20 protein-coding genes are annotated in these 19,131 nt (G+C 70.9%); 6 read left to right on the forward strand and 14 right to left on the reverse strand.

Annotated features, from left to right (window positions below):
• Positions 1-26: 26 nt before the first annotated feature.
• Together AC3EUV_RS33460 and AC3EUV_RS33465 are read right to left on the reverse strand one after the other, a co-directional pair.
• Positions 27-854 (reverse strand): helix-turn-helix domain-containing protein, encoded by an 828-nt coding sequence (locus AC3EUV_RS33460; protein WP_435604551.1) that lies wholly within the window; start codon positions 852-854, stop codon positions 27-29.
• Positions 855-1,196: 342 nt separating this feature from the next.
• Complete coding sequence (locus AC3EUV_RS33465) at positions 1,197-1,433, reverse strand: hypothetical protein (protein ID WP_435604556.1); 237 nt, start codon at positions 1,431-1,433, stop codon at positions 1,197-1,199.
• Positions 1,434-1,603: 170 nt separating this feature from the next.
• Here AC3EUV_RS33465 and AC3EUV_RS33470 point away from each other — a divergent pair, with 170 nt between their 5' ends.
• Positions 1,604-2,482: a helix-turn-helix domain-containing protein gene (locus tag AC3EUV_RS33470; protein WP_435604557.1), complete on the forward strand. Its 879-nt coding sequence runs from the start codon at positions 1,604-1,606 to the stop codon at positions 2,480-2,482.
• Positions 2,434-2,643 (forward strand): DUF397 domain-containing protein, encoded by a 210-nt coding sequence (locus AC3EUV_RS33475; protein ID WP_432146931.1) that lies wholly within the window; start codon positions 2,434-2,436, stop codon positions 2,641-2,643. Before AC3EUV_RS33470 ends, AC3EUV_RS33475 begins: the two co-directional genes overlap by 49 nt.
• 51 nt (positions 2,644-2,694) lie before the next feature.
• Here the strand turns inward: AC3EUV_RS33475 and AC3EUV_RS33480 are convergent, their stop codons facing one another.
• Genes AC3EUV_RS33480 through AC3EUV_RS33495 form a run of 4 tightly spaced genes read right to left on the reverse strand, consistent with a single transcriptional unit; the run spans position 2,695 to position 7,455 of the window.
• Positions 2,695-4,341 carry a bifunctional uroporphyrinogen-III C-methyltransferase/uroporphyrinogen-III synthase gene (locus AC3EUV_RS33480; RefSeq protein ID WP_432146930.1) on the reverse strand — a complete coding sequence of 549 codons (1,647 nt, stop codon included), beginning with the start codon at positions 4,339-4,341 and terminating at the stop codon, positions 2,695-2,697.
• On the reverse strand, positions 4,338-5,327 hold the full coding sequence (hemC, locus tag AC3EUV_RS33485) for a hydroxymethylbilane synthase (protein WP_432146929.1): 990 nt from the start codon (positions 5,325-5,327) through the stop codon (positions 4,338-4,340). The genes AC3EUV_RS33480 and hemC overlap by 4 nt, the downstream gene beginning before the upstream one ends.
• Positions 5,324-6,691, reverse strand: coding sequence for a glutamyl-tRNA reductase (locus AC3EUV_RS33490; RefSeq protein ID WP_432146928.1), 1,368 nt, complete (start codon positions 6,689-6,691; stop codon positions 5,324-5,326). Before AC3EUV_RS33490 ends, hemC begins: the two co-directional genes overlap by 4 nt.
• Positions 6,688-7,455, reverse strand: a complete 768-nt coding sequence (locus AC3EUV_RS33495; RefSeq protein WP_388200062.1) for a redox-sensing transcriptional repressor Rex — start codon at positions 7,453-7,455, stop codon at positions 6,688-6,690. Before AC3EUV_RS33495 ends, AC3EUV_RS33490 begins: the two co-directional genes overlap by 4 nt.
• Positions 7,456-7,787: 332 nt before the next feature.
• Between AC3EUV_RS33495 and AC3EUV_RS33500 the strand changes: the two genes are divergently transcribed.
• The 4 genes from AC3EUV_RS33500 (at position 7,788) to AC3EUV_RS33515 (ending at position 11,996) form a co-directional block, all read left to right on the forward strand.
• Positions 7,788-8,066 (forward strand): glutaredoxin family protein, encoded by a 279-nt coding sequence (locus AC3EUV_RS33500; RefSeq protein ID WP_042156576.1) that lies wholly within the window; start codon positions 7,788-7,790, stop codon positions 8,064-8,066.
• A 381-nt stretch (positions 8,067-8,447) separates the two neighbouring features.
• On the forward strand, positions 8,448-9,389 hold the full coding sequence (locus tag AC3EUV_RS33505; protein WP_432146936.1) for an HAD family hydrolase: 942 nt from the start codon (positions 8,448-8,450) through the stop codon (positions 9,387-9,389).
• A 330-nt stretch (positions 9,390-9,719) separates the two neighbouring features.
• On the forward strand, positions 9,720-10,505 hold the full coding sequence (locus AC3EUV_RS33510; RefSeq protein WP_006604745.1) for an ECF subfamily RNA polymerase sigma factor, BldN family: 786 nt from the start codon (positions 9,720-9,722) through the stop codon (positions 10,503-10,505).
• Between the two features lie 273 nt (positions 10,506-10,778).
• Positions 10,779-11,996, forward strand: a complete 1,218-nt coding sequence (locus tag AC3EUV_RS33515) for a DUF5667 domain-containing protein (RefSeq protein ID WP_432146927.1) — start codon at positions 10,779-10,781, stop codon at positions 11,994-11,996.
• Positions 11,997-12,043: 47 nt separating this feature from the next.
• On the opposite strand, the gene AC3EUV_RS33520 is transcribed toward AC3EUV_RS33515, so the two are convergent.
• The 8 genes from AC3EUV_RS33520 to AC3EUV_RS33555 form a co-directional block, all read right to left on the reverse strand.
• Complete coding sequence (locus AC3EUV_RS33520) at positions 12,044-13,039, reverse strand: lysophospholipid acyltransferase family protein (protein WP_432146926.1); 996 nt, start codon at positions 13,037-13,039, stop codon at positions 12,044-12,046.
• 14 nt (positions 13,040-13,053) lie between these two features.
• On the reverse strand, positions 13,054-14,103 hold the full coding sequence (locus AC3EUV_RS33525; protein ID WP_432146925.1) for an NAD-dependent epimerase/dehydratase family protein: 1,050 nt from the start codon (positions 14,101-14,103) through the stop codon (positions 13,054-13,056).
• A 199-nt stretch (positions 14,104-14,302) separates the two neighbouring features.
• The gene (locus AC3EUV_RS33530; protein WP_003948845.1) at positions 14,303-14,401 is read right to left on the reverse strand and encodes a 30S ribosomal protein bS22; all 99 of its coding nucleotides are present in this window, start codon (positions 14,399-14,401) and stop codon (positions 14,303-14,305) included.
• A 120-nt stretch (positions 14,402-14,521) separates the two neighbouring features.
• Positions 14,522-14,731 (reverse strand): helix-turn-helix domain-containing protein, encoded by a 210-nt coding sequence (locus tag AC3EUV_RS33535; RefSeq protein WP_006604741.1) that lies wholly within the window; start codon positions 14,729-14,731, stop codon positions 14,522-14,524.
• A 128-nt stretch (positions 14,732-14,859) separates the two neighbouring features.
• Positions 14,860-15,675: a phosphatase gene (locus tag AC3EUV_RS33540; RefSeq protein WP_435604552.1), complete on the reverse strand. Its 816-nt coding sequence runs from the start codon at positions 15,673-15,675 to the stop codon at positions 14,860-14,862.
• Between the two features lie 233 nt (positions 15,676-15,908).
• The gene (locus tag AC3EUV_RS33545; protein WP_435604553.1) at positions 15,909-17,084 is read right to left on the reverse strand and encodes an acetoin utilization protein AcuC; all 1,176 of its coding nucleotides are present in this window, start codon (positions 17,082-17,084) and stop codon (positions 15,909-15,911) included.
• Positions 17,053-18,291 carry an MFS transporter gene (locus AC3EUV_RS33550; protein WP_435604554.1) on the reverse strand — a complete coding sequence of 413 codons (1,239 nt, stop codon included), beginning with the start codon at positions 18,289-18,291 and terminating at the stop codon, positions 17,053-17,055. Before AC3EUV_RS33550 ends, AC3EUV_RS33545 begins: the two co-directional genes overlap by 32 nt.
• Before the next feature lie 94 nt (positions 18,292-18,385).
• Entirely contained in the window at positions 18,386-19,054 is a 669-nt protein-coding gene (locus tag AC3EUV_RS33555) for an HAD family hydrolase (protein ID WP_435604555.1), read from the reverse strand.
• Between the last annotated feature and the right edge of the window lie 77 nt (positions 19,055-19,131).

The raw sequence follows: 19,131 nt of genomic DNA on the forward strand, positions 1-19,131 counted from the left end.
GGCGGCCGCCTGTCCACCGGGCCCGCTCAGGCCGCGGCAGCGGGATCACGGGCCTCCGGCTCGCCCCGGCAGTCCCGGCAGTCCCGGCAGAGCCCCGGATCCCGGCCCCGGAAGGCCCGCTCACAGCCGTCACAGGTCTGGAAGGGGGCGGGCCGGGGTGGCCGCAACTCCTCCCTGTCAGGGCCCGGCGGGGTCTCGGGGTCTCCGGGAAGCGGCGGCGGCAGCAACTCCCGGAGACGGTGGGCGAGCAACCCCGCCGGGTTCGTCAGGTCCGGCGGGAGCCCCGCCGTCAGGGTGCGGCGCACGGCCGCGGCACTGGCGCCGTTCTCGAACCAGGCGGCCACGGAGGAGGCGAGGCGGCCCACGTCCCGTTCGGGCAGGGTGAGCCGGTCGTCGGCACGGCGCAGCGATACGAGCAGGGCGCGGGCGGTGGCGTGATGCTCGCCGGAGGCGGAGGACTCCTCGACGGCGGGAGTCGTCGGCGCCTGCGGCCGGGGCGGCTCCGCTGCCACCGGCGACGGGGCGTCCTCCCGCCCCTCGTCCCCCTGACTCGGCCCTGTGACGCCCGGAGCATTATGGGCGTACGTACGCGTGATCACACGCCCCTCAGCCGTCCGCTCCCGCACCCGCTCGACATAGCCGTGCGCCTCCAACTCCCTTAGGGCGAAGGCGATCCGGTCCCGCCCCTCGGGGAAACGGGCCGCGAGCGTACGGATGTCGACCGACGCGCCCTCGGGCAGCGACAGGATGTGGGTGCCCACCCCGATCGCGGTCAGGGACAGGTCGCGGTGCTGGGCGAGGTGATTGCCGATGATCGTGTACCGGTCCGGCTGGTACTGCCGGATATGCGTCACCCCGCTGTGGGTGGCACTTCGCCGAACTCGGGAATACGGGCGCACGGCACGGTTAGGCTTCTCTTCAGCCATCGGGAAGGTTCAGCTTCCTTTGTGGTCAGGCCCTCGCACTGGGATTGCCGTCCCGGCGGGGGCCGTCGCATGTCTGCGGTTGTCAGGCCCGAGACTGCCCACCCAAGTGGGCCGCGCGCCAGCCGAGTTGAGCCGATTCACCCCCACGAGTGACCTACGCGGGGTTTGGTGGGTTTGGAAGGTTCTCTCCCGGGGTTCTTTCTTCTTGACCGCCCGCCGCACCGGCGGCCAGGCCACCGGGTCCCGGGATTCCGGGCGCCGGTTCTGCGTTCAGCCCCCGGCACCGAGATCGACCTCCGCCCAGACGGTCTTGCACGGCACCGGCCCCTCCTCGACACCCCATCGGTCCGCCAACTCGAACGGCAGCCCCCACGCGCGCAGTTGCTCAGTGGCCAGGAGCCGGGCCAGCCGCGCTCCCCGCCGGGTGGCGGAGAGCGGCACGGAGAACCGGAGCGCTGGGACGGTGCCTACGGCGAGCGCGGTAACGGAATTGCTGGTTCGGGTGATTCGCTGATTCACGTCACACAGCGTGGTCGCGCGTATCTGGCCTGAGAAGGACCGGGAGCCGGACAGGCGGCAACTGTCCGGGTTGGTACGGCTCTTGACCGGGCCGTGCGGCGTAGCGATCACGGACGGTGGACGTTGAGCATGGTCAGCACGACGGAGGGACGTCAGGCGTGAGCGAATGGGATACGGGTCCGGAGGACGAGGAAGCCGGGGCCGTGATGAAAATCGTCGGGCGGCAGCTCAAGCTGTGGCGCGAGGCGGCCGGGCTCACTCAGGCCGAATTCGGGAAAGCGATCGGGTACAGCGAGGAGTCGGTGTCCGCAGTGGAGCGCGGACGCCGGGTTCCCCAGCCGGAGTACCTGGACCTGGCGGACGAGGTACTGGGAGCCGGCGGCCGGCTCTCCGCCCTGAAGGAGGACGTGGCACTCGTCCGCTACCCGAAGAAGGTCCGGGACCTGACGAAGCTGGAGGCAGCGTCGGTCGAGCTGTGCCACTACGAAAACTCCGTCTTCAACGGCCTGCTGCAGACCGAGGAGTACGCACGAGCACTCATCGGCAACCGCCGCCCGTTCTTCACGCCACGCGAGATCGAGGAGCGGGTCGCGGGTCGCATGGCCCGCCAGAAGATCCTGGACAGTTCAGCGACTCCGCCCATCTTCAGCTTTGTTCAGTGCGAGTCGACGCTGCGCCGCCCCATCGGGGGCAAACTGGTGCTGCACAGGCAGCTCGAACGGTTGCTGGAGGTCGGCCAGTTCCGGAACGTGGACCTCCAGGTGCTTCCACTGGCACGGGAAGTGAACCCGGGCCTCAGCGGTTCGTTCAGCCTGCGCCGGCTGAAGGGGGGCGATACGGTCGCACACGCCGAGGTCCAGCACCTCAGCCGGCTGATCTTCGACCCCCTAGAGGTACAGATGCTCGACATGCGTTATGGCAACATCCGGGCGCAAGCGATCACACCACGTGAGTCACTGGCCTTTATCGAGAAAGTGCGGGAAGAGACATGCCCCTCAAGCCTTCCTCCGGGACCGAGCGCGAACCGAACTGGGTGAAGAGCAGCTACAGCACCGACGAGGGAACCGAGTGCGTCGAGGTGGCCGCCACCCCCGGCACCATCCTCATCCGCGACTCCAAGAACCCCGACGGCCCCCGCCTCACCTTCACCCCCACCACCTGGGCCGACTTCCTCCCGTACGCCACCGAACGGCAGTAACGCCGAAGGGCGCCCCCGAAGAGGCGCCCTTCAAAACCGTCCTACAGCCGCTCAGCTACGAGCCCGCCGACGCGACCCGGGCCGCCGCTCGCTCGGCCGCGTGACCGGGTCACCGGCCTCGATCGCGGCATCGCGGCGCGCCGCGCCGAAGTCCGCGAGGGCTTCGGCCAGCTTGTGCACCGACGGCTCGGGCGACATGACGTCCACCCGCAGCCCGTGCTCCTCGGCCGTCTTGGCGGTGGCCGGACCGATACACGCGATCACCGTCACGTTGTGCGGCTTGCCGGCGATACCGACGAGGTTCCGCACGGTGCTCGACGACGTGAACAGCACGGCGTCGAAACCGCCGCCCTTGATCGCTTCCCGCGTCTCGGCCGGCGGCGGCGAGGCGCGCACGGTCCGGTAGGCGGTGACGTCGTCGACCTCCCAGCCCAGCTCGATCAGCCCGGCGACGAGCGTCTCGGTGGCGATGTCGGCGCGCGGCAGGAAGACGCGGTCGATCGGGTCGAAGACCGGGTCGTAGGGCGGCCAGTCCTCCAGCAGACCGGCGGCGGACTGCTCGCCGCTCGGCACCAGGTCGGGCTTCACACCGAAGGCGACCAGCGCCTTGGCGGTCTGCTCGCCGACCGCGGCGACCTTGATCCCGGCGAACGCGCGGGCGTCCAGGCCGTACTCCTCGAACTTCTCCCGGACGGCCTTGACGGCGTTGACCGAGGTGAAGGCGATCCACTCGTAGCGGCCGGTGACCAGGCCCTTGACCGCGCGCTCCATCTGCTGCGGGGTGCGCGGCGGTTCGACGGCGATGGTCGGGACCTCGTGCGGCACCGCGCCGTACGAGACGAGCTGGTCGGAGAGCGACGCGGCCTGCTCCTTCGTACGCGGCACGAGCACCCGCCAGCCGAAGAGCGGCTTGGACTCGAACCACGAAAGGCGGTCGCGCTGCGCGGCGGCACTGCGCTCACCGACCACGGCTATGACCGGCTGGCCGCCGTCCGGCGACGGCAGCACCTTGGCGGCCTTGAGCACCTGCGCCACCGACCCGAGGGTGGCGGTCCAGGTGCGCTGGCGGGTGGTGGTGCCGGCGACGGTGACGGTCAGCGGGGTGTCCGGCTTGCGGCCCCCGGACACCAGCTCACCGGCGGCCGCGGCCACCGAGTCGAGGGAGGTGGAGACGACGGCGGTGGCGTCGCTGGCACCCACCTCGGCCCAGCAGCGCGCATCGGCGGTGCGGGCGTCGACGAAGCGGACGTCGGTGCCGTGCGCGTCGCGCAGCGGGACACCGGCGTACGCGGGCACGCCGACGGCTGCGGCGATGCCGGGCACGACCTCGAAGACGATGCCTTCGGCGGCGCAGGCCAGCATCTCCTCGGCGACGTACCCGTCCAGGCCGGGATCTCCGCTGACGGCTCGTACGACCCGCTTGCCCGCACGGGCGGCCGCCATGACAAGATTGGCGGTGTCCCTAAGGGCCGGGACATCGGCGGGGATTGACGCCTCGTCAGCTGATGCCTGTGGTGTGTCCACCTGTGCGCGGGCATGCACGCGCACGACGTCCAGCACCTGCGGGTCGGCGATCAGTACGTCCGCGGAGGCCAGCGCCTCCACGGCACGCAGCGTCAGCAGACCCGGGTCTCCCGGCCCGGCACCAAGGAAGGTGACCTGACCGGAGGCGGAGTGGTTTGGGGCGGTGGGGTTCAAAGTGCTCGCTCCCCCATAAGACCGGCCGCACCCTTTGCGAGCATCTCGGCGGCGAGTTCACGGCCCATGTGCAGCGGGGTCGAGACATCGTCGGGAGAGGCGGGTACGTGCCCGGTGGTGGACATCTGCACCAGCGTGCTGCCGTCGGTCGTGCCGACGACACCGCGCAGGTGCAATTCGGTGACAGCCTGCTCGTCACGCTTGAGGTCGGCCAGTGCTCCGACGGGTGCGGAACAGCCGGCCTCCAGGGCGGCGAGCAGGGATCGCTCGGCGGTCACGGCGGCCCGGGTGTCCGGGTCGTCGAGCTCGGCGAGCCGGGCGGCGAGGTCCGCGTTGACCGCGGCGCACTCGATCGCCAGCGCCCCCTGGCCGGGGGCAGGCAAAACCACGTCGGGCGGCAGCAGCTGCGTCGCCTCGTCGATCCGGCCGATGCGGGTGAGTCCGGCGGCGGCCAGTACGACCGCGTCCAGTTCGCCCTTTTCGACGAAGCCGATGCGGGTGTCGATGTTCCCGCGTATCGGCACGGTCTCCACACGCCGGCCCAGCGACCTGGCCCAGGCGTTGAGCTGCGCCATCCTCCTGGGAGAGCCGGTGCCGATGCGGGCTACCCGGTCCTCGTCGGCGGTCAGCTGCTCGAAGGTGAGCCCGTCCCTGGCGATCAGCGCGTCCCGGGGGTCTTCCCGTACGGGTATCGCGGCCAGCGTCAGGTCCTCGGGCTGCGCGGTGGGCAGGTCCTTGAGCGAATGAACGGCGAAGTCGATCTCCCCGGCGAGCAGCGCGTCCCGCAGCGCGGAGACGAACACACCGGTGCCGCCGATCTGCGCGAGGTGCTCGCGGGAGGTGTCCCCGTAGGTGGTGATCTCCACCAGTTCGACGGGGCGGCCGGTCAGCGCGCGCACCGCCTCGGCGACCTGTCCGGACTGGGCCATGGCGAGCTTGCTGCGCCGCGTGCCCAGCCGCAGTGCTCTCGTGGTGCTGTCGGTCATGCCCGCTCCCGTGCATCGTGCCTGTCGGCGCGCGTGTCGGCCCGGCTGACGGCGGCGACCGTCTGGGGGTCGAGGTCGAAGAGTTCCCGCAGGGCGTCCGCGTACCCGGCGCCGCCGGGCTCGCTGGCCAGCTGCTTGACCCGGACGGTGGGCGCGTGCAGGAGTTTGTCGACGACGCGGCGCACGGTCTGGGTGATCTCCGCACGCTGTTTGTCGTCGAGGTCGGGAAGGCGGCCGTCGAGCCGGGCGATCTCACCGGCGACGACGTCCGCGGCCATGGTGCGCAGGGCGACCACGGTGGGGGTGATGTGCGCGGCCCGCTGGGCGGCGCCGAAGGCGGCGACCTCGTCGGAGACGATGCCGCGCACCTTGTCCACGTCGGCCGCCATCGGTGCGTCCGCGGACGCGTCGGCCAGCGACTCGATGTCGACGAGGTGCGCGCCCTCGATCCGGTGCACCGCGGCATCTATGTCCCGCGGCATGGCGAGATCGAGCAGCGCCAGCGGTGCGGTGCGCCCCTCGCGCGCGGCCGCGACCATCTCGCCCGCCAGGACCAGGCCGGTCGCGCCGGTGCAGGAGACCACGATGTCGGCGAGCGCCAGCTCGGCCGGGACGGAGGTCATCGCCACCGCACGGGCGGCGAGCCCGGTGGCGGCACCGGTCCCGCCCGGCTCGGTGAGGATCTGCACCAGCCGCTCGGCGCGCTCGACGGTGCGGTTGGCGACGGCCAGCTCGCCGACGCCGGCCCGTACGAGGGTGGTGGCGGCCAGCGACGACATCGATCCGGCGCCGATGACCAGCGCCCGCTTGCCGCGCGCCCACTCCTCGACGTCCCGGCCGGCCGCCAGCTGCTCCAGCCCGAAGGTGACCAGCGACTGGCCGGCCTTGTCGATCCCGGTCTCGCTGTGGGCCCGCTTGCCGACCCGCAAGGCCTGCTGGAACAGATCGTTCAGCAGCCGGCCCGCGGTGTGCTGCTCCTGGGCGACGGCCAGTGCGTCCTTGATCTGCCCGAGGATCTGGCCCTCGCCGACGACCATCGAGTCCAGGCCGCAGGCCACCGAGAAGAGGTGGTGGACCGCCCGGTCCTCGTAGTGGACATAGAGATAAGGGGTGAGCTCCTCCAGGCCGGCGCCGCTGTGCCGGGCCAGGAGGGTGGAGAGCTCGGCGACCCCGGCGTGGAACTTGTCCACGTCGGCGTAGAGCTCGATGCGGTTGCAGGTGGAGAGCACCGCGGACTCGGTGACCGGTTCGGCCGACACCGCGTCCTGGAGCAGCTTGCCGCGCGCCTCCGGGGCGAGCGCGGCCCGCTCCAGCACGCTCACCGGCGCGCTGCGATGGCTCAGTCCGACGACCAGAAGCGTCATGCCGGCATCACGGCGGGCATGTCCCCGTCAGGTCCCTTGCGATCGTCCGCCACGGCGGCGCGGGCGGCGGCGGCCGGCCCACCGCTGTCGGGCCCGACCTCCTCACCCGCCTTGCGCTGCTCGTGGAAGGCGAGGATCTGGAGCTCTATCGACAGGTCGACCTTGCGGACGTCCACCCCGTCGGGCACGGTCAGCACGGTCGGCGCGAAGTTGAGGATCGAGGTGACACCGGCCGCGACCAGGCGGTCGCAGACCTGCTGGGCGGCCCCGGCCGGCGTGGCGATGACGCCGATCGAGACGCCGTTGCTCTCGATGATGTGCTCCAGCTCATCGGTGTGCTGGACCCCGATGCCCGCGACGGGCTTGCCGGCCATGGCCGGGTCCGCGTCGATCAACGCGGCGACGCGGAACCCGCGCGAGGCGAAGCCGCCGTAGTTGGCGAGCGCGGCGCCGAGGTTACCGATACCGACGATGACAACCGGCCAGTCCTGGGTCAGCCCCAGTTCACGCGAGATCTGGTAAACGAGGTACTCCACGTCGTAGCCGACGCCGCGGGTCCCGTACGAGCCGAGGTAGGAGAAGTCCTTGCGCAGCTTGGCGGAGTTGACCCCCGCCGCGGCCGCGAGCTCCTCGGAGGAGACCGTGGGTACCGAGCGCTCGGAGAGCGCGGTCAGTGCACGCAGATACAGCGGAAGACGGGCGACGGTGGCCTCGGGAATGCCTCGGCTTCGGGTCGCCGGTCGGTGAGTTCGGCCAGTTGCCACGGTGCTCCTGCGGGTAGAGCGGGGCTGCGGGCGACCGTATGGAACCCGACCGCCCTGTCTTGTGCAGGCTATGTCTTTGTGAACGCGTGCACAAAGATGGTGTCCGTTTTGTCGGGCCAAAGTGACCGGGGTCACGCGGCTATTACAGGCCTCCGCGGAACCAACTCCCACGTCACACCGTTCACTCGCGCCACCCATTTCCGCGGGTAGCACCGACGGGAGCACGCGCCCTCACTCCTCACCGCTATACCCCCGGAAACCTACAAATCGCCCACCGATGGTAATCGAACCCGACCGGCCCCGACACCGCCGTGACCCGGCACAATGACTCCATGGCCCCCTTGTTCAGCCGCAGCCCCCGCAAGAACCCCGCCGACCGGCTGGTCACCCTCGTCGGCAAGCCGGGCTGCCACCTCTGCGACGACGCCCAGGCCGTGATCGAGAAGGTCTGCGCCGAGACCGGCGCGTCGTGGGAGCGCAAAGACATCACCGAGGACCCCGAGCTGCACCGCAAGTACTGGGAGCAGATTCCGGTCATCCTCGTCGACGGCGCCCAGCACGACTTCTGGCGCGTCGACCCGAAACGCCTGCGCACGGCCCTGGGCGCCTGAGGGTCCGCGTCCCCACAGGACCCCGCCGACGACTCCGGCCGGGCGGCTGCCCGGACACCCAGTGGGGGGCCGGCCGCCCGCCCCCCACCGCCCCCACGCGGAAATCCACCGCGCACCCCGCGCGAAGATCCACCGCCCACCCCCGCCCGGGAATCCCCACCCCACCCGCGAGGAATTTCCCCGTCCCCCGCCACGTTGTGGCCCCGCAGGGGGCCTTCCCGTCCCCTACGGGAAGCGTTCGCCCACCCCCTAAGGCCCCGCCGAGGTGGCCGTAATGCACCCTTCCCCCACCCCAGGCCCCCCTGACACGCGCCCGTAACCGGCTGCACCGAACAAACTGGCTACGCTGTCGGCATGTCGCCCGCTCGCCGATCCGGCTGGATGCCCTCCGGGGCGCTCTTCGACCTGGGCTGGATCCCTCGCCGCCGACGCCCCGCCACGGCCCGCAGCGTGCTGGCCGGCGAGGCCGCGGCCGAGGCCGCCCGCAAGTCCTCCCAGGAGGCCCCGCCCGTCGAGGAGACACCGGCGGAGCCCGATTTCCCGGTCGTCGGGGACACGGCGGCCGCCGCCTTCTTCGACCTGGACAACACCGTCATGCAGGGCGCCGCGCTCTTCCACTTCGGCCGCGGCCTGTACAAGCGGCACTTCTTCCACAAGCGCGACCTGGCCCGCTTCGCCTGGCAGCAGATCTACTTCCGGCTGGCCGGCTCGGAGAACCCCGAGCACATGGCGGACGTCCGCAACAGCGCGCTGTCCATCGTCCAGGGCCACCGCGTCGCCGAGTTGATGTCCATCGGCGAGGAGATCTACGACGAGTACATGGCCGAGCGGGTCTGGCCCGGCACCCGTGCCCTGGCCCAGGCCCACCTCGACGCCGGCCAGAAGGTCTGGCTGGTGACCGCGGCCCCCGTGGAGACCGCGACGATCATCGCCCGCCGGCTCGGCCTGACCGGCGCGCTGGGCACCGTCGCCGAGTCCGTCGGCGGTGTCTATACGGGCAAGCTGGTGGGCGAGCCGCTGCACGGCCCCGCCAAGGCCGAGGCGGTGCGCGCACTGGCGGCCGCCGAGGGCCTGGACCTGTCGCACTGCGCCGCCTACAGCGACTCCGCCAACGACATCCCGATGCTCTCGCTCGTCGGGCACCCATATGCGATCAATCCCGACAGCAGGCTGCGCAAGCACGCCCGGGAGCAGGGCTGGCGGCTGCGCGACTACCGCACCGGCCGGAAGGCGGCCAAGATCGGCATCCCGGCGGCGGCCGGGGTCGGCGCCCTCGCCGGCGGCGCCGCGGCCGCGGTCGCGCTCCAGCGCCGACGCCGCTGACCAGGCCCGATCACCGAACAGCCGGGACGGCCATCCCCTCTCCCTACCCCCTGCGCCGCCCCCTCAGTCCCGCCGCTGTCGGTCAGCCACAACACGCCTTCCAACCAGGCAGATTGCGTTCCCTTCCGATCAATAGTTGCTCAGTATTCGATACTTGATCTGCCACCAACCCGGCACGGACCGTAACTAATCGATGATTTGAGCAACTGGGTGTAGCGCTGCCTGTACGAAGCGTTATTCTCCTCAGACGCAATCCGGAACCCACACGTCCCTACGACGAGTGAACGGTCCCGCACTGCACGTGATGGAAGCTCTGCCTCTGGGAGTCCCGTGTACCCACACGTCGGGGTTGACGCCTCGGGCCTGGCTACGCTGCGTACGACACTCGTCGACCACCTGCGCAGTTTTGTCCCCACCGCGTACGCCGTCCCCGCATTCGCCTCAGCCGTCCCCGCCGCCGGACCCTGCTACGCCCTGGCCGACGGGAGTGCTGCGGTCGGAAAGGCCGCCGGCAGAACCCGCCGTTCCGGCACCGGCACGACCACCGCCCGTCGCCCCGCCGACAGCGACAGCCGTCGCATGATGGACCTCGTCGAACGAGCCCAGGCCGGCGAGGCCGAAGCTTTCGGCCGCCTCTACGACCAGTACGCCGACACGGTCTACCGCTACATCTACTACCGCGTGGGCGGCCGCGCCACGGCCGAGGACCTGACCAGCGAGACCTTTCTGCGCGCCCTGCGCCGCATCGGTACGTTCACCTGGCAGGGCCGTGACTTCGGCGCCTGGCTGGTGACCATCGCCCGCAACCTCGTCGCCGACCACTTCAAGTCCTCCCGTTTCCGCCTGGAAGTCACCACCGGAGAGATGCTCGACGCCAACGAGGTCGAGCGCAGCCCCGAGGACTCGGTCCTCGAATCGCTCTCCAACGCCGCCCTCCTGGAGGCGGTACGCAAGCTCAACCCCCAACAGCAGGAGTGCGTCACCCTGCGCTTCCTCCAGGGCCTCTCGGTCGCCGAGACCGCCCGCGTCATGGGCAAGAACGAGGGCGCGATCAAGACCCTCCAGTACCGCGCGGTCCGCACCCTCGCGCGACTGCTCCCCGAAGACGCCCGCTGACCCCCTGTCCACATGCACCGACGCCCTGCCCCACGCCGTTGTACGCTCACTCTTGGTAACCACTCGCACCCGGTCGGTCAGATCATCGTGAGTGCGTAACCCGAGTGCCGCGCCGCTCGTTGTGCGGGATGCAGGCTCCATGCGGTCACGCCATCCCCGCGGCCACTCACTCGATCGAGTGGCCGCGGAGCACGGCGTGCAACCATCCGGTCCATCTGGACAGTCAAAGCCAGTCCGGGGAGTCGAGCGGGATGACGAGAGGAGGTGCCGCCCGTGATCGCAAATGTCTCGGTGCACCGGCGGGCCAACGCCTTCGCCCAGGCGCTGGAGGAGCAGGTCCTCGACGGCGCGGCGGCCGAGGACCAGGTCGACAATCCGGCGCAAGCGCCGGGCGAAACACGGCTGTTGGCGGTCGCCGACGGCCTCGGGAGACTCCCGGGGCCCGAGATGGCCACCGAGGTCAAGACTGTCCAGCGCGCTCAGCTCATCGCCGCGATGGAGGCCGCCTTCGCCGAAGGCGCTCCGTCCGACGGTGCCAGGGTGCCCGAGCAGCGCGCCCACAGAGGCGCGCACCGCGCCACGAAATCGATCGGCAAACTGCGCCCGCGCTCCCGCCTCTCCAAGGGGCTGGCGGCCGGCGGGCTGACGGTCGGCGTCGCCGCCGGCGCGTTCAGCGGCGTCGCCGCGGCCAGCTCCGACGCCCTCCCCGGCGACTCCCTCTACGGCCTCAAGCGCGGCATGGAGGACCTCCGCCTCGGCATGGCCGACGATGACTCCGACCGCGGCCGGCTCCTGCTCGACCAGGCCTCCACCCGCATGATGGAGGTCCGCCGGCTGATGGAGCGCGCCCGGCTCGCCAACCTCGACCACGAGGCGCTCGGCGAGATCCGCAAGGCGCTCTCCGGCATCCGGCACGACGCGGGCGAGGGCCACCGGCTGCTGCACGCGGCGTATGAGCGCGATGGCTCGCTCGACCCCATCCAGGCGCTGAACTCCTTCACCAAGTCCCATCGCGGCACCTGGTCGCATCTGCGCGAGAAGCTCCCGGTGCAGCTCACGGATGTCCGCGATGAGGTCAGCTCGGTCTTCGACGCCATAGACAAAGAGGTCGGTCCGCTCCGCTCGCTGCTGCCGCCCACCCCGGACAGCAAGCGCCACCACCGCGACACGCCCGCCTCCGCGGGCACCGGCTCCGGCTCCGGCTCCGACGGCCGCCCGGCACCGTCCGGCAGCAAGTCCGCCCACGGCAAGCACCGTGCCGGTTCGCACGCCCCGCGCCCGTCGGCCTCACCCTCGCAGGAGGACGGTCTGCTCGGCGGCAGCACGGGCGGGCTGCTCGACCCGCCGTCCAAGGGCGACAGCCCCTCGCCGCACGACGGGAGCCACGGCGGCCGCAAGGACACCGGCGGCCGCCCCGATGTCACTCTCCCGCCGCTGATCCCGGGGCTGCTGCCCGGTCTGGGCATCGACGGCGAGGATCTCCCGAAGTAGCCCCGCTCTCCGGTGCCGGCCCGCTCGGTGTTCTTCTGGTCCTTCCCTCAGAAGAACACCGAGCGTCGCTGTACGAGCAGCTTGTAGAGGGTGTGCTGAATCGTTTCCCGTACCTGATCGGTCAGGTTGAACATCAGCATCGGATCGTCCGCAGCCTCCTCCGGATAGCCGGCCGTCTGGATCGGCTCGCCGAACTGGATCGTCCACTTCGTCGGCAGCGGCACCGCACCCAGCGGCCCCAGCCACGGGAAGGTCGGCGTGATCGGGAAATACGGCAGCCCCAGCACCCGCGCCAGCGTCTTGGAGTTCCCGAGCATCGGGTAGATCTCCTCCGCGCCCACGATCGAGCACGGCACGATCGGCACCCCGGCCTTCAGCGCCGTCGAGACGAAGCCGCCCCGCCCGAAGCGCTGGAGCTTGTAACGGTCCGCGAAGGGCTTGCCGATGCCCTTGAAGCCCTCCGGCATCACCCCGACGATCTCACCGCGCTCCAGCAGCCGCTGGGCGTCCTCCGCGCAGGCGAGGGTGTGCCCGGCCTTGCGTGCCAGTTCGTTTATCACCGGCAGGACGAACACCAAATCGGCCGCCAGCAGCCGGAGATGACGCTGCGCCGGGTGATTGTCGTGCACCCCGACCTGGAGCATCAGGCCGTCCAGCGGGAGCGTCCCGGAGTGGTTGGCGACGATCAGCGCACCGCCGTCGGAGGGGATGTTCTCCACCCCCTTCACCTCGACCCGGAAGTACTTCTCGTAGAAGGGCCGCAGCAGCGACATCAGGACCTGGTCGGTCAGCTCCTCGTCGTACCCGAAGTCGTCGACCTCGTAGTCGCCGGTGATCCGCCGCCGCAGAAAGGCCAGCCCGCCAGCGATCCGCTCCTCCAGGGACCGCCCGGGGCTCGGCCGCGTGGGCGCCGCCGGCGGATGCTCGGTCCGTGCCTCCGGTACGGGCGCCAGCGCCGCACCGCGTTCCGCGCGCCCGGCCCGCCTGGCCTTCCTGCGCGCCCGGGGCTCCTCGCCGAAGGGAATGACCTTGGCGTCCGCCATCGTGGATGAACTCCTCACTGGGTCGGGCCGCCGCGTGCGGGCAGCACGCCGGCGAGCCGGTCGACGGTGCGGGCGAGGGACTCGGGCGGCAGCAGCCCGGGTCCGCGGCTGCGGGCGAATTCCGCGAAGGTCTCCGCCGTCGTGTACTTCGGGTGGAATCCCAGCGTCTCGCGCATCTGCGTCGTTTCGACGACCCTGCCGTGCGTGAGCAGCCGGATCTGTTCCGGCGAGAAGTCCGTGATGCCGATGGACCGCAGCGCCGTACCGGCCCAGGTGACGGTCGGCAGCAGCAGCGGGACGGTCGGCCGCCCCAGCCGCCGGGAGGTCTGCGAGAGCAGCAGCACACCGTCTCCGGCGATATTGAACGTGCCGCTGTTGAGCGTGCCGCGGCGGGGCGCGGCGGCGGCGATCCGCAGCACCTCGATGGCGTCGTCCTCGTGGACGAACTGGAGCCGCGGGTCGTAGCCGAGCACGGTGGGCCATACGGGCAGCGAGAAGTACTCGGCGAGCGGGGAATCCGCGCACGGCCCGAGGATGTTGGCGAAGCGCAGCACACACACCGCCACATCCGGCCGGCGCCGGGCGAAGCCGCGGACGTACCCCTCCACCTCGACGATGTCCTTGGCGAAGCCACCACTGGGCAGTGACTTCGGTGTGGTGGTCTCGGTGAAGACGGCGGGATCCCGGGGCGCGGAGCCGTAGACGCTGGTGCTGGACTTGATGACCAGCCGCTGCACATTCGGGGCCTTCTGGCAGGCGCCGAGCAGCTGCATCGTCCCGATGACGTTGGTTTCCTTCACCGAGGCGCGACCGCCGCGCTTGCCCAACGGCGTGCCGTTGATGTCCATATGGACGACGGTGTCGACGCCCTTCTCGGCCAGGACCCGGGCAATGGCCGGATGCCGGATATCGGCTTTGAGGAATTCGGCGCCGCCCAGATGGTGCTCCGGTGGCACGGCATCGACGCCGATCACCCGGTCGACGTCGGGATCGCGCTGGATACGGCGGACGAACCGGCCGCCCAATTGCCGTGCGACTCCCGTGACGAGCACGACCTTGCCCAAGATCAGCCCTTCCTTCCCGCCGCGACCACGAATGGCCAAGCTGTGCAGGCCACGCTATCGGGTCGGTGTTGCGCAGTGATGACCGCAGGATGCCCGGGGCCACATTTCCGTCCGACCACCGTCCATACGGCCCACAACGCACCGCGGCCCCCCATCGCGCCAAGGCGATGAGGGGCCGCGAATTCGCGATCAGCGTCGCTTACTTCTTGTTACGACGCTGAACACGGGTGCGCTTGAGCAGCTTGCGGTGCTTCTTCTTCGCCATCCGCTTGCGCCGCTTCTTGATAACAGAGCCCACGACTACCCTCGCTCACTTCGAATCACTCGGTGCGGGGCGTCCGAGCCCACACTACCTACATCGGGCCAGCCTACCCGCCGCCGGGCGAACGGCGTAATCCGAGGGTCGGCGACGGACCGGTCAGGCTGATTCCACCCCCACAAAGGACTCCCGGAGGTAGTCGTGCACCGCCTGCTCCGGAACCCGGAATGACCTCCCCACGCGAATCGCGGGCAGATGACCGCTGTGCACCAAGCGGTACACGGTCATCTTCGACACTCGCATCACCGTGGCGACCTCCGCCACTGTCAGGAACACGACCTCGTTCAGAGGCCTCTGGTCTGCCGCCATGTCACACCTGCACCTTCCGCATAAGACGGTCACCGGCTTCCCCTCCGGTGACTCTTCGTCGCTATGCGCTCACTCCCCAGATTAGGGGCGGGTGATGCGAGTGGGGAAGAGGAGCAGCGAACAGCCGCCTATCGGGACAGACATGCCCGATTGAGTACATAGCGGGCCAGCGGCCGATAGTCCGCGGCCCGCACGGCGTCATCGAGCGGCACCACCACGGACACCCGTCCCTCGGCCTGGCCGACGAACGGCGCCGGGTCGTCCGTGTCCGCCAGCCCGATCGCCTCAAAGCCCAGCTGACCTGCCCCGCAGACCCAACCGTGGTCCCCGATCACCAGCCCCGGCAGCGGCCCCGCAGCGTCCGCCGCGGCAGCCAGAGCGGTCCGAACCGGCAGCGGGGAATGGGTGTGTACGCCCCCGGCCCCGGGCGCACCCCGCACGCCGGTTTCTCGCATCAGCGCGACTCCCCGTACGTACTCAAGGGTGCAGGGACGTACGCCGAACCGGGTCGCTATGTCGACACGGGCGCCATACGCCGGGGTGAGAACGGTGCAGCCCGCCGACGAGAGAGCGTCTGCGAGAGCGGCGTAGAACTCCAGCAGCCGGTGCGGATGGCCGGTGCCGATCAGTACCGGCGCCCGGCGGCCGGCCGCTGTGGCGAGCCGTTCGGCGAAGCCGTCCAGCGCGGCGACCGTACGGTCGGGGTCGATCACATCCGGGCCGGAAGTGTGTGCGGGATCGGCCGAAACCCCGCACTTCCGCCCCATCAGTCGCAGTACTTCACTCAGCGGCCAGTCCCGTTCGGGATCCAGCCCCAGCAGCGCCCTGGGATCGCGTGCCGCGAAGAGCCGGTAGCGCGCCAGACTCTTCTCCCGCGTGGTCGCGATCGTCCCCGCGAGCCGCGCCTCGATCAGGTGCGCCCGCAGCGCCCCGGTTCCCAACACGCTTCCCATACTGTCCGGTTGGTCGGCCTTCGGGTGCCCGGACCGACGGGACGTCACACATCCGTGGGGCGCGGTGCCGGATACGGCCGTACGGGAGCGGGGGACGGCACGGCACGGTTCGGTTCGGTGCGGTGCGGTGCGGTGCGGGACGACGACCGCTGGCCGGCCGTCGGCGCCCGCGGAGCCCCCCGGGCGACCTGTAACAGCGTTACAGCTCCGGCAAGGTGCTGGCCCTACGGCAGCAACCCGTGCGCCGGGAAGACCGCCCGACGGGTCGCCAGCACCGCCTGGTCCAGCCGGTCGGCCGGGTCGTAGCCCTCGTCGATGAAGTCCCGCCACTGCGGCGTACGGCCGTCCGTCATCCGGTGCGGTGCCAACTGCCGGGTCCGGCGGAACACTTCGTGCCGCCACGCCTCCGGCACCATCGAGGTCGGCTCGATCGGCCGGCCCGCCGCGATCGCGACCAGATGCGTCCAGCTGCGCGGCACCACGTCCACCACCGCATAGCCGCCCCCGCCGAGCGCGACCCACCGGCCGTCGGCGTGTTCATGCGCCAGGTCGTGGCAGGCCTCCGCCACCGCACGCTGGGCGTCCAGGCTCACCGCGAGATGCGCCAGCGGATCCTCGAAGTGGGTGTCCGCACCGTGCTGCGTCACGATCACCTGCGGCCGGAAGGCTCCCAGCAGCTCCGGGACCACCGCGTGGAACGACCGCAGCCAGCCCTCGTCCCCGGTCCCGGCCGGCAGCGCCACATTCGCCGCGGTGCCCTCCGCACCCGCCCCGCCGGTCTCCTCCGGCCAGCCGGTCTGCGGGAAGAGCGTCCGGGGATGCTCGTGCAGCGAGACCGTCAGTACCCGCGGGTCCTCCCAGAACGCCGCCTGCACCCCGTCTCCGTGGTGGACGTCCACATCCACATACGCGACCCGTTCGGCCCCCAGCTCCAGCAGCCGGGCGATCGCCAGCGACGCGTCGTTGTAGATGCAGAAACCGGCCGCGCCGCCCGGCATCGCGTGGTGCAGCCCGCCGGCGAAGTTCACCGCATGCGCCGCGTCGCCGCGCCAGACGGCCTCCGCCGCGCCCACCGACTGCCCGGCGATCAGCGCGGACGCCTCGTGCATCCGCGGGAACGCCGGATCGTCCGCCGTCCCCAGCCCGTACGACTGGTCCGCGGCCGCCGGGTCCGCCGAGGCTCTGCGGACCGCGGCGATGTAGTCCTCGCGGTGCACCAGCCGCAGCGTGGAGTCCCCGGCCGGCTTGGCCGCCACCACCTCCAGCGGCCCGCGATCCAGCTCGAACGCCTCCACCAAACGCATGGTCAGCGCGAGCCGGACCGGGTCCATCGGATGCCCGGACCCGAAGTCGTAGCCCGTTACTGCCTCATCCCACATCAGCTGTGCGCGGCCGCTCATGCCCGTCACCGTATCGGGCCTCCGGCGCCCCGAACGAGCGGGCATACACCAGCGTCACCAGCACCAGGGCCATCGGTACGAGCATCGCCCCCCGATAGCTCCAGGCATCACCCAGCGCACCGACCAGCGGCGAGCCGATCAAGAAGCCCACGTAATTGAAGATGTTCAGCCGCGCGACGGCCATGTCCGCGGCCTCCGGACCGTGCCGCTCGAAGGCGTAGCGCCCCGCCGCCGCGAACGTCTGGGGCACCAGCACACTGAGCCCGAACCCCAGCAGCGTGAACCCCGCCATCCCGGCCCACGCCCCCGGCGCCGCCGCCACCACCGCGAAACCGCCCGCCGCGACCACCGCCCCGGCCCGCACCACCGCGACCGCCCCGAAGCGCCGCACCCCCAGGTCACCGACCGCCCGCCCGAGCAGCGTGGTGACCATGTAGACGTTGTACGGGACGGTGGCGAGCTGCTCGGAGCTCCCCAGGACGTCCTGGAGGTACTTGGCGCTCCAGTTGGAGACGGTCGAGTCCCCGATATAGGCGAAGGCCATCACCAGACACAGCGGCAACAACAGCCGCATCGCGAGGGGCACGACGGCCCCCGCCGGCCCCTCCGCGCTGCCCCACTGAGCCTCCCGGCCCCGGTCCACGAACCATCGGCCCACGAGCAGCGCCAGCGGCACCAGGACCGCCACCACCGGCCCGTACAGCAGCGCCAGCGACAGCTTCCAGTGCGCCCCCGCCCAGGCCAGCGAGGCGCCCACGATGCCGCCCAGGCTGTACGCGGCGTGGAACCCGAGCATGATGCTCCGCCCGTACGCCCGCTGGAGGCTCACCCCGAGCATGTTCATCGAGGCGTCCAGGGCGCCCACCGACAGCCCGAACACCGCCAGCGCCACCGCCGCCTGCGCCATCGAGCCGACCGACCCGACGGCGGCCAGCGCCAGACACACCACCGGCTGCACCACTCGCAGCACCCGGCCGGGCCGCACCCGCTTCACCAGCTGTTCGGTGACGACGCTGCCGGCCCCCGCGAGGACGGGCACCGCCGCCAGGAAGACGGGCAGCAGCCCGTCCGAGATCCCGTAGCGGTCCTGGATCGCGGGTATTCGGGTCACCAGGAGGGCGAAGACCGCCCCCTGGATGAAGAAGCTCAGGGCGAGCGAGACCCGGCCGTGCCGCAGCCGCGCTCCTGGTACCCGGGGGGCCGTCATGGCCGCTCAGCCTAGAACTCCCCACTACCACTGGGTAGATGGATCACCGCGCCGATTTCGCTCGGCGCCTGACGGGCGGCGGAGACGGTGTCCCCTACTGCAACAGCGCCGGCAGCTCCGCCATACGGGCGAACAGCGCGGTGGCCCCGGCCTCCGTCAGCTTCTGGGCCGGTGTCATCGCCGTGAATCCGTAGACGTCCATCCCCGCGGCGACCGCGGCCCGCACGCCCAGCGGACTGTCCTCGACCACCGCACACCGCTCCGACGCCACCCCCATCTCCTGTGCCGCGTACAGAAAGAGATCCGGCGCCGGCTTGCCCCGCCCCACATCCTGCGACGAGAAAATCCGCTCACCGGCACCCCCGCCGGCCCCCGCGAACCGCTCCCACAGCCCGGTCTTCGTCAACGCCACCCGAATGCGCTCATGGCTGCCCGACGACCCGACGCAGTACGGCACCCCGTCCGCGCCCAGCTTCTCCAGCACCTCGCGCACGCCCGCCACCGGCTCCAGCCTCCGCCGGAACTCGTCGAAGACCCGCGCATGAAAGCTCTCGTCGAACTCGGCCGGCAACCGCTTCCCGGACCGCCGGAGCACGACCTCGTGAATGCGGTGCAGCGCACCGCCCATGTAATCCCGCAGCGAATCTTCGTAGCTGGTCGGATGGCCCAATTCGGTGAGGTAGTCGGCAAGAATCCGATTGGAGATCGGCTCGCTGTCCACCAGGACGCCATCGTTATCGAAAATGACCAGGTCGTAGCGCATGTCCACGAGCGTACCGAGCGGCCGGAAACGCGAAAAAGCCCCTCGGGAACTTTCGTTCCCGAGGGGCTTTCTCAAAA

Source organism: Streptomyces sp. bgisy130 (assembly GCF_057708345.1).

Excerpts from the sequence above, each read along its gene's own strand:
- AC3EUV_RS33505 (WP_432146936.1), top strand. The coding sequence starts at position 8,448 with ATGCCCTCCGGGGCGCTCTTCGACCTGGGCTGGATCCCTCGCCGCCGA.
- AC3EUV_RS33490 (WP_432146928.1), bottom strand. The coding sequence starts at position 6,691 with ATGACGCTTCTGGTCGTCGGACTGAGCCATCGCAGCGCGCCGGTGAGC.
- hemC (WP_432146929.1), bottom strand. The coding sequence starts at position 5,327 with ATGACCGACAGCACCACGAGAGCACTGCGGCTGGGCACGCGGCGCAGC.
- AC3EUV_RS33545 (WP_435604553.1), bottom strand. The coding sequence starts at position 17,084 with ATGAGCGGCCGCGCACAGCTGATGTGGGATGAGGCAGTAACGGGCTAC.
- AC3EUV_RS33535 (WP_006604741.1), bottom strand. The coding sequence starts at position 14,731 with ATGGCGGCAGACCAGAGGCCTCTGAACGAGGTCGTGTTCCTGACAGTG.
- AC3EUV_RS33555 (WP_435604555.1), bottom strand. The coding sequence starts at position 19,054 with ATGCGCTACGACCTGGTCATTTTCGATAACGATGGCGTCCTGGTGGAC.
- AC3EUV_RS33550 (WP_435604554.1), bottom strand. The coding sequence starts at position 18,291 with ATGACGGCCCCCCGGGTACCAGGAGCGCGGCTGCGGCACGGCCGGGTC.
- AC3EUV_RS33520 (WP_432146926.1), bottom strand. The coding sequence starts at position 13,039 with ATGGCGGACGCCAAGGTCATTCCCTTCGGCGAGGAGCCCCGGGCGCGC.
- AC3EUV_RS33475 (WP_432146931.1), top strand. The coding sequence starts at position 2,434 with ATGCCCCTCAAGCCTTCCTCCGGGACCGAGCGCGAACCGAACTGGGTG.
- AC3EUV_RS33500 (WP_042156576.1), top strand. The coding sequence starts at position 7,788 with ATGGCCCCCTTGTTCAGCCGCAGCCCCCGCAAGAACCCCGCCGACCGG.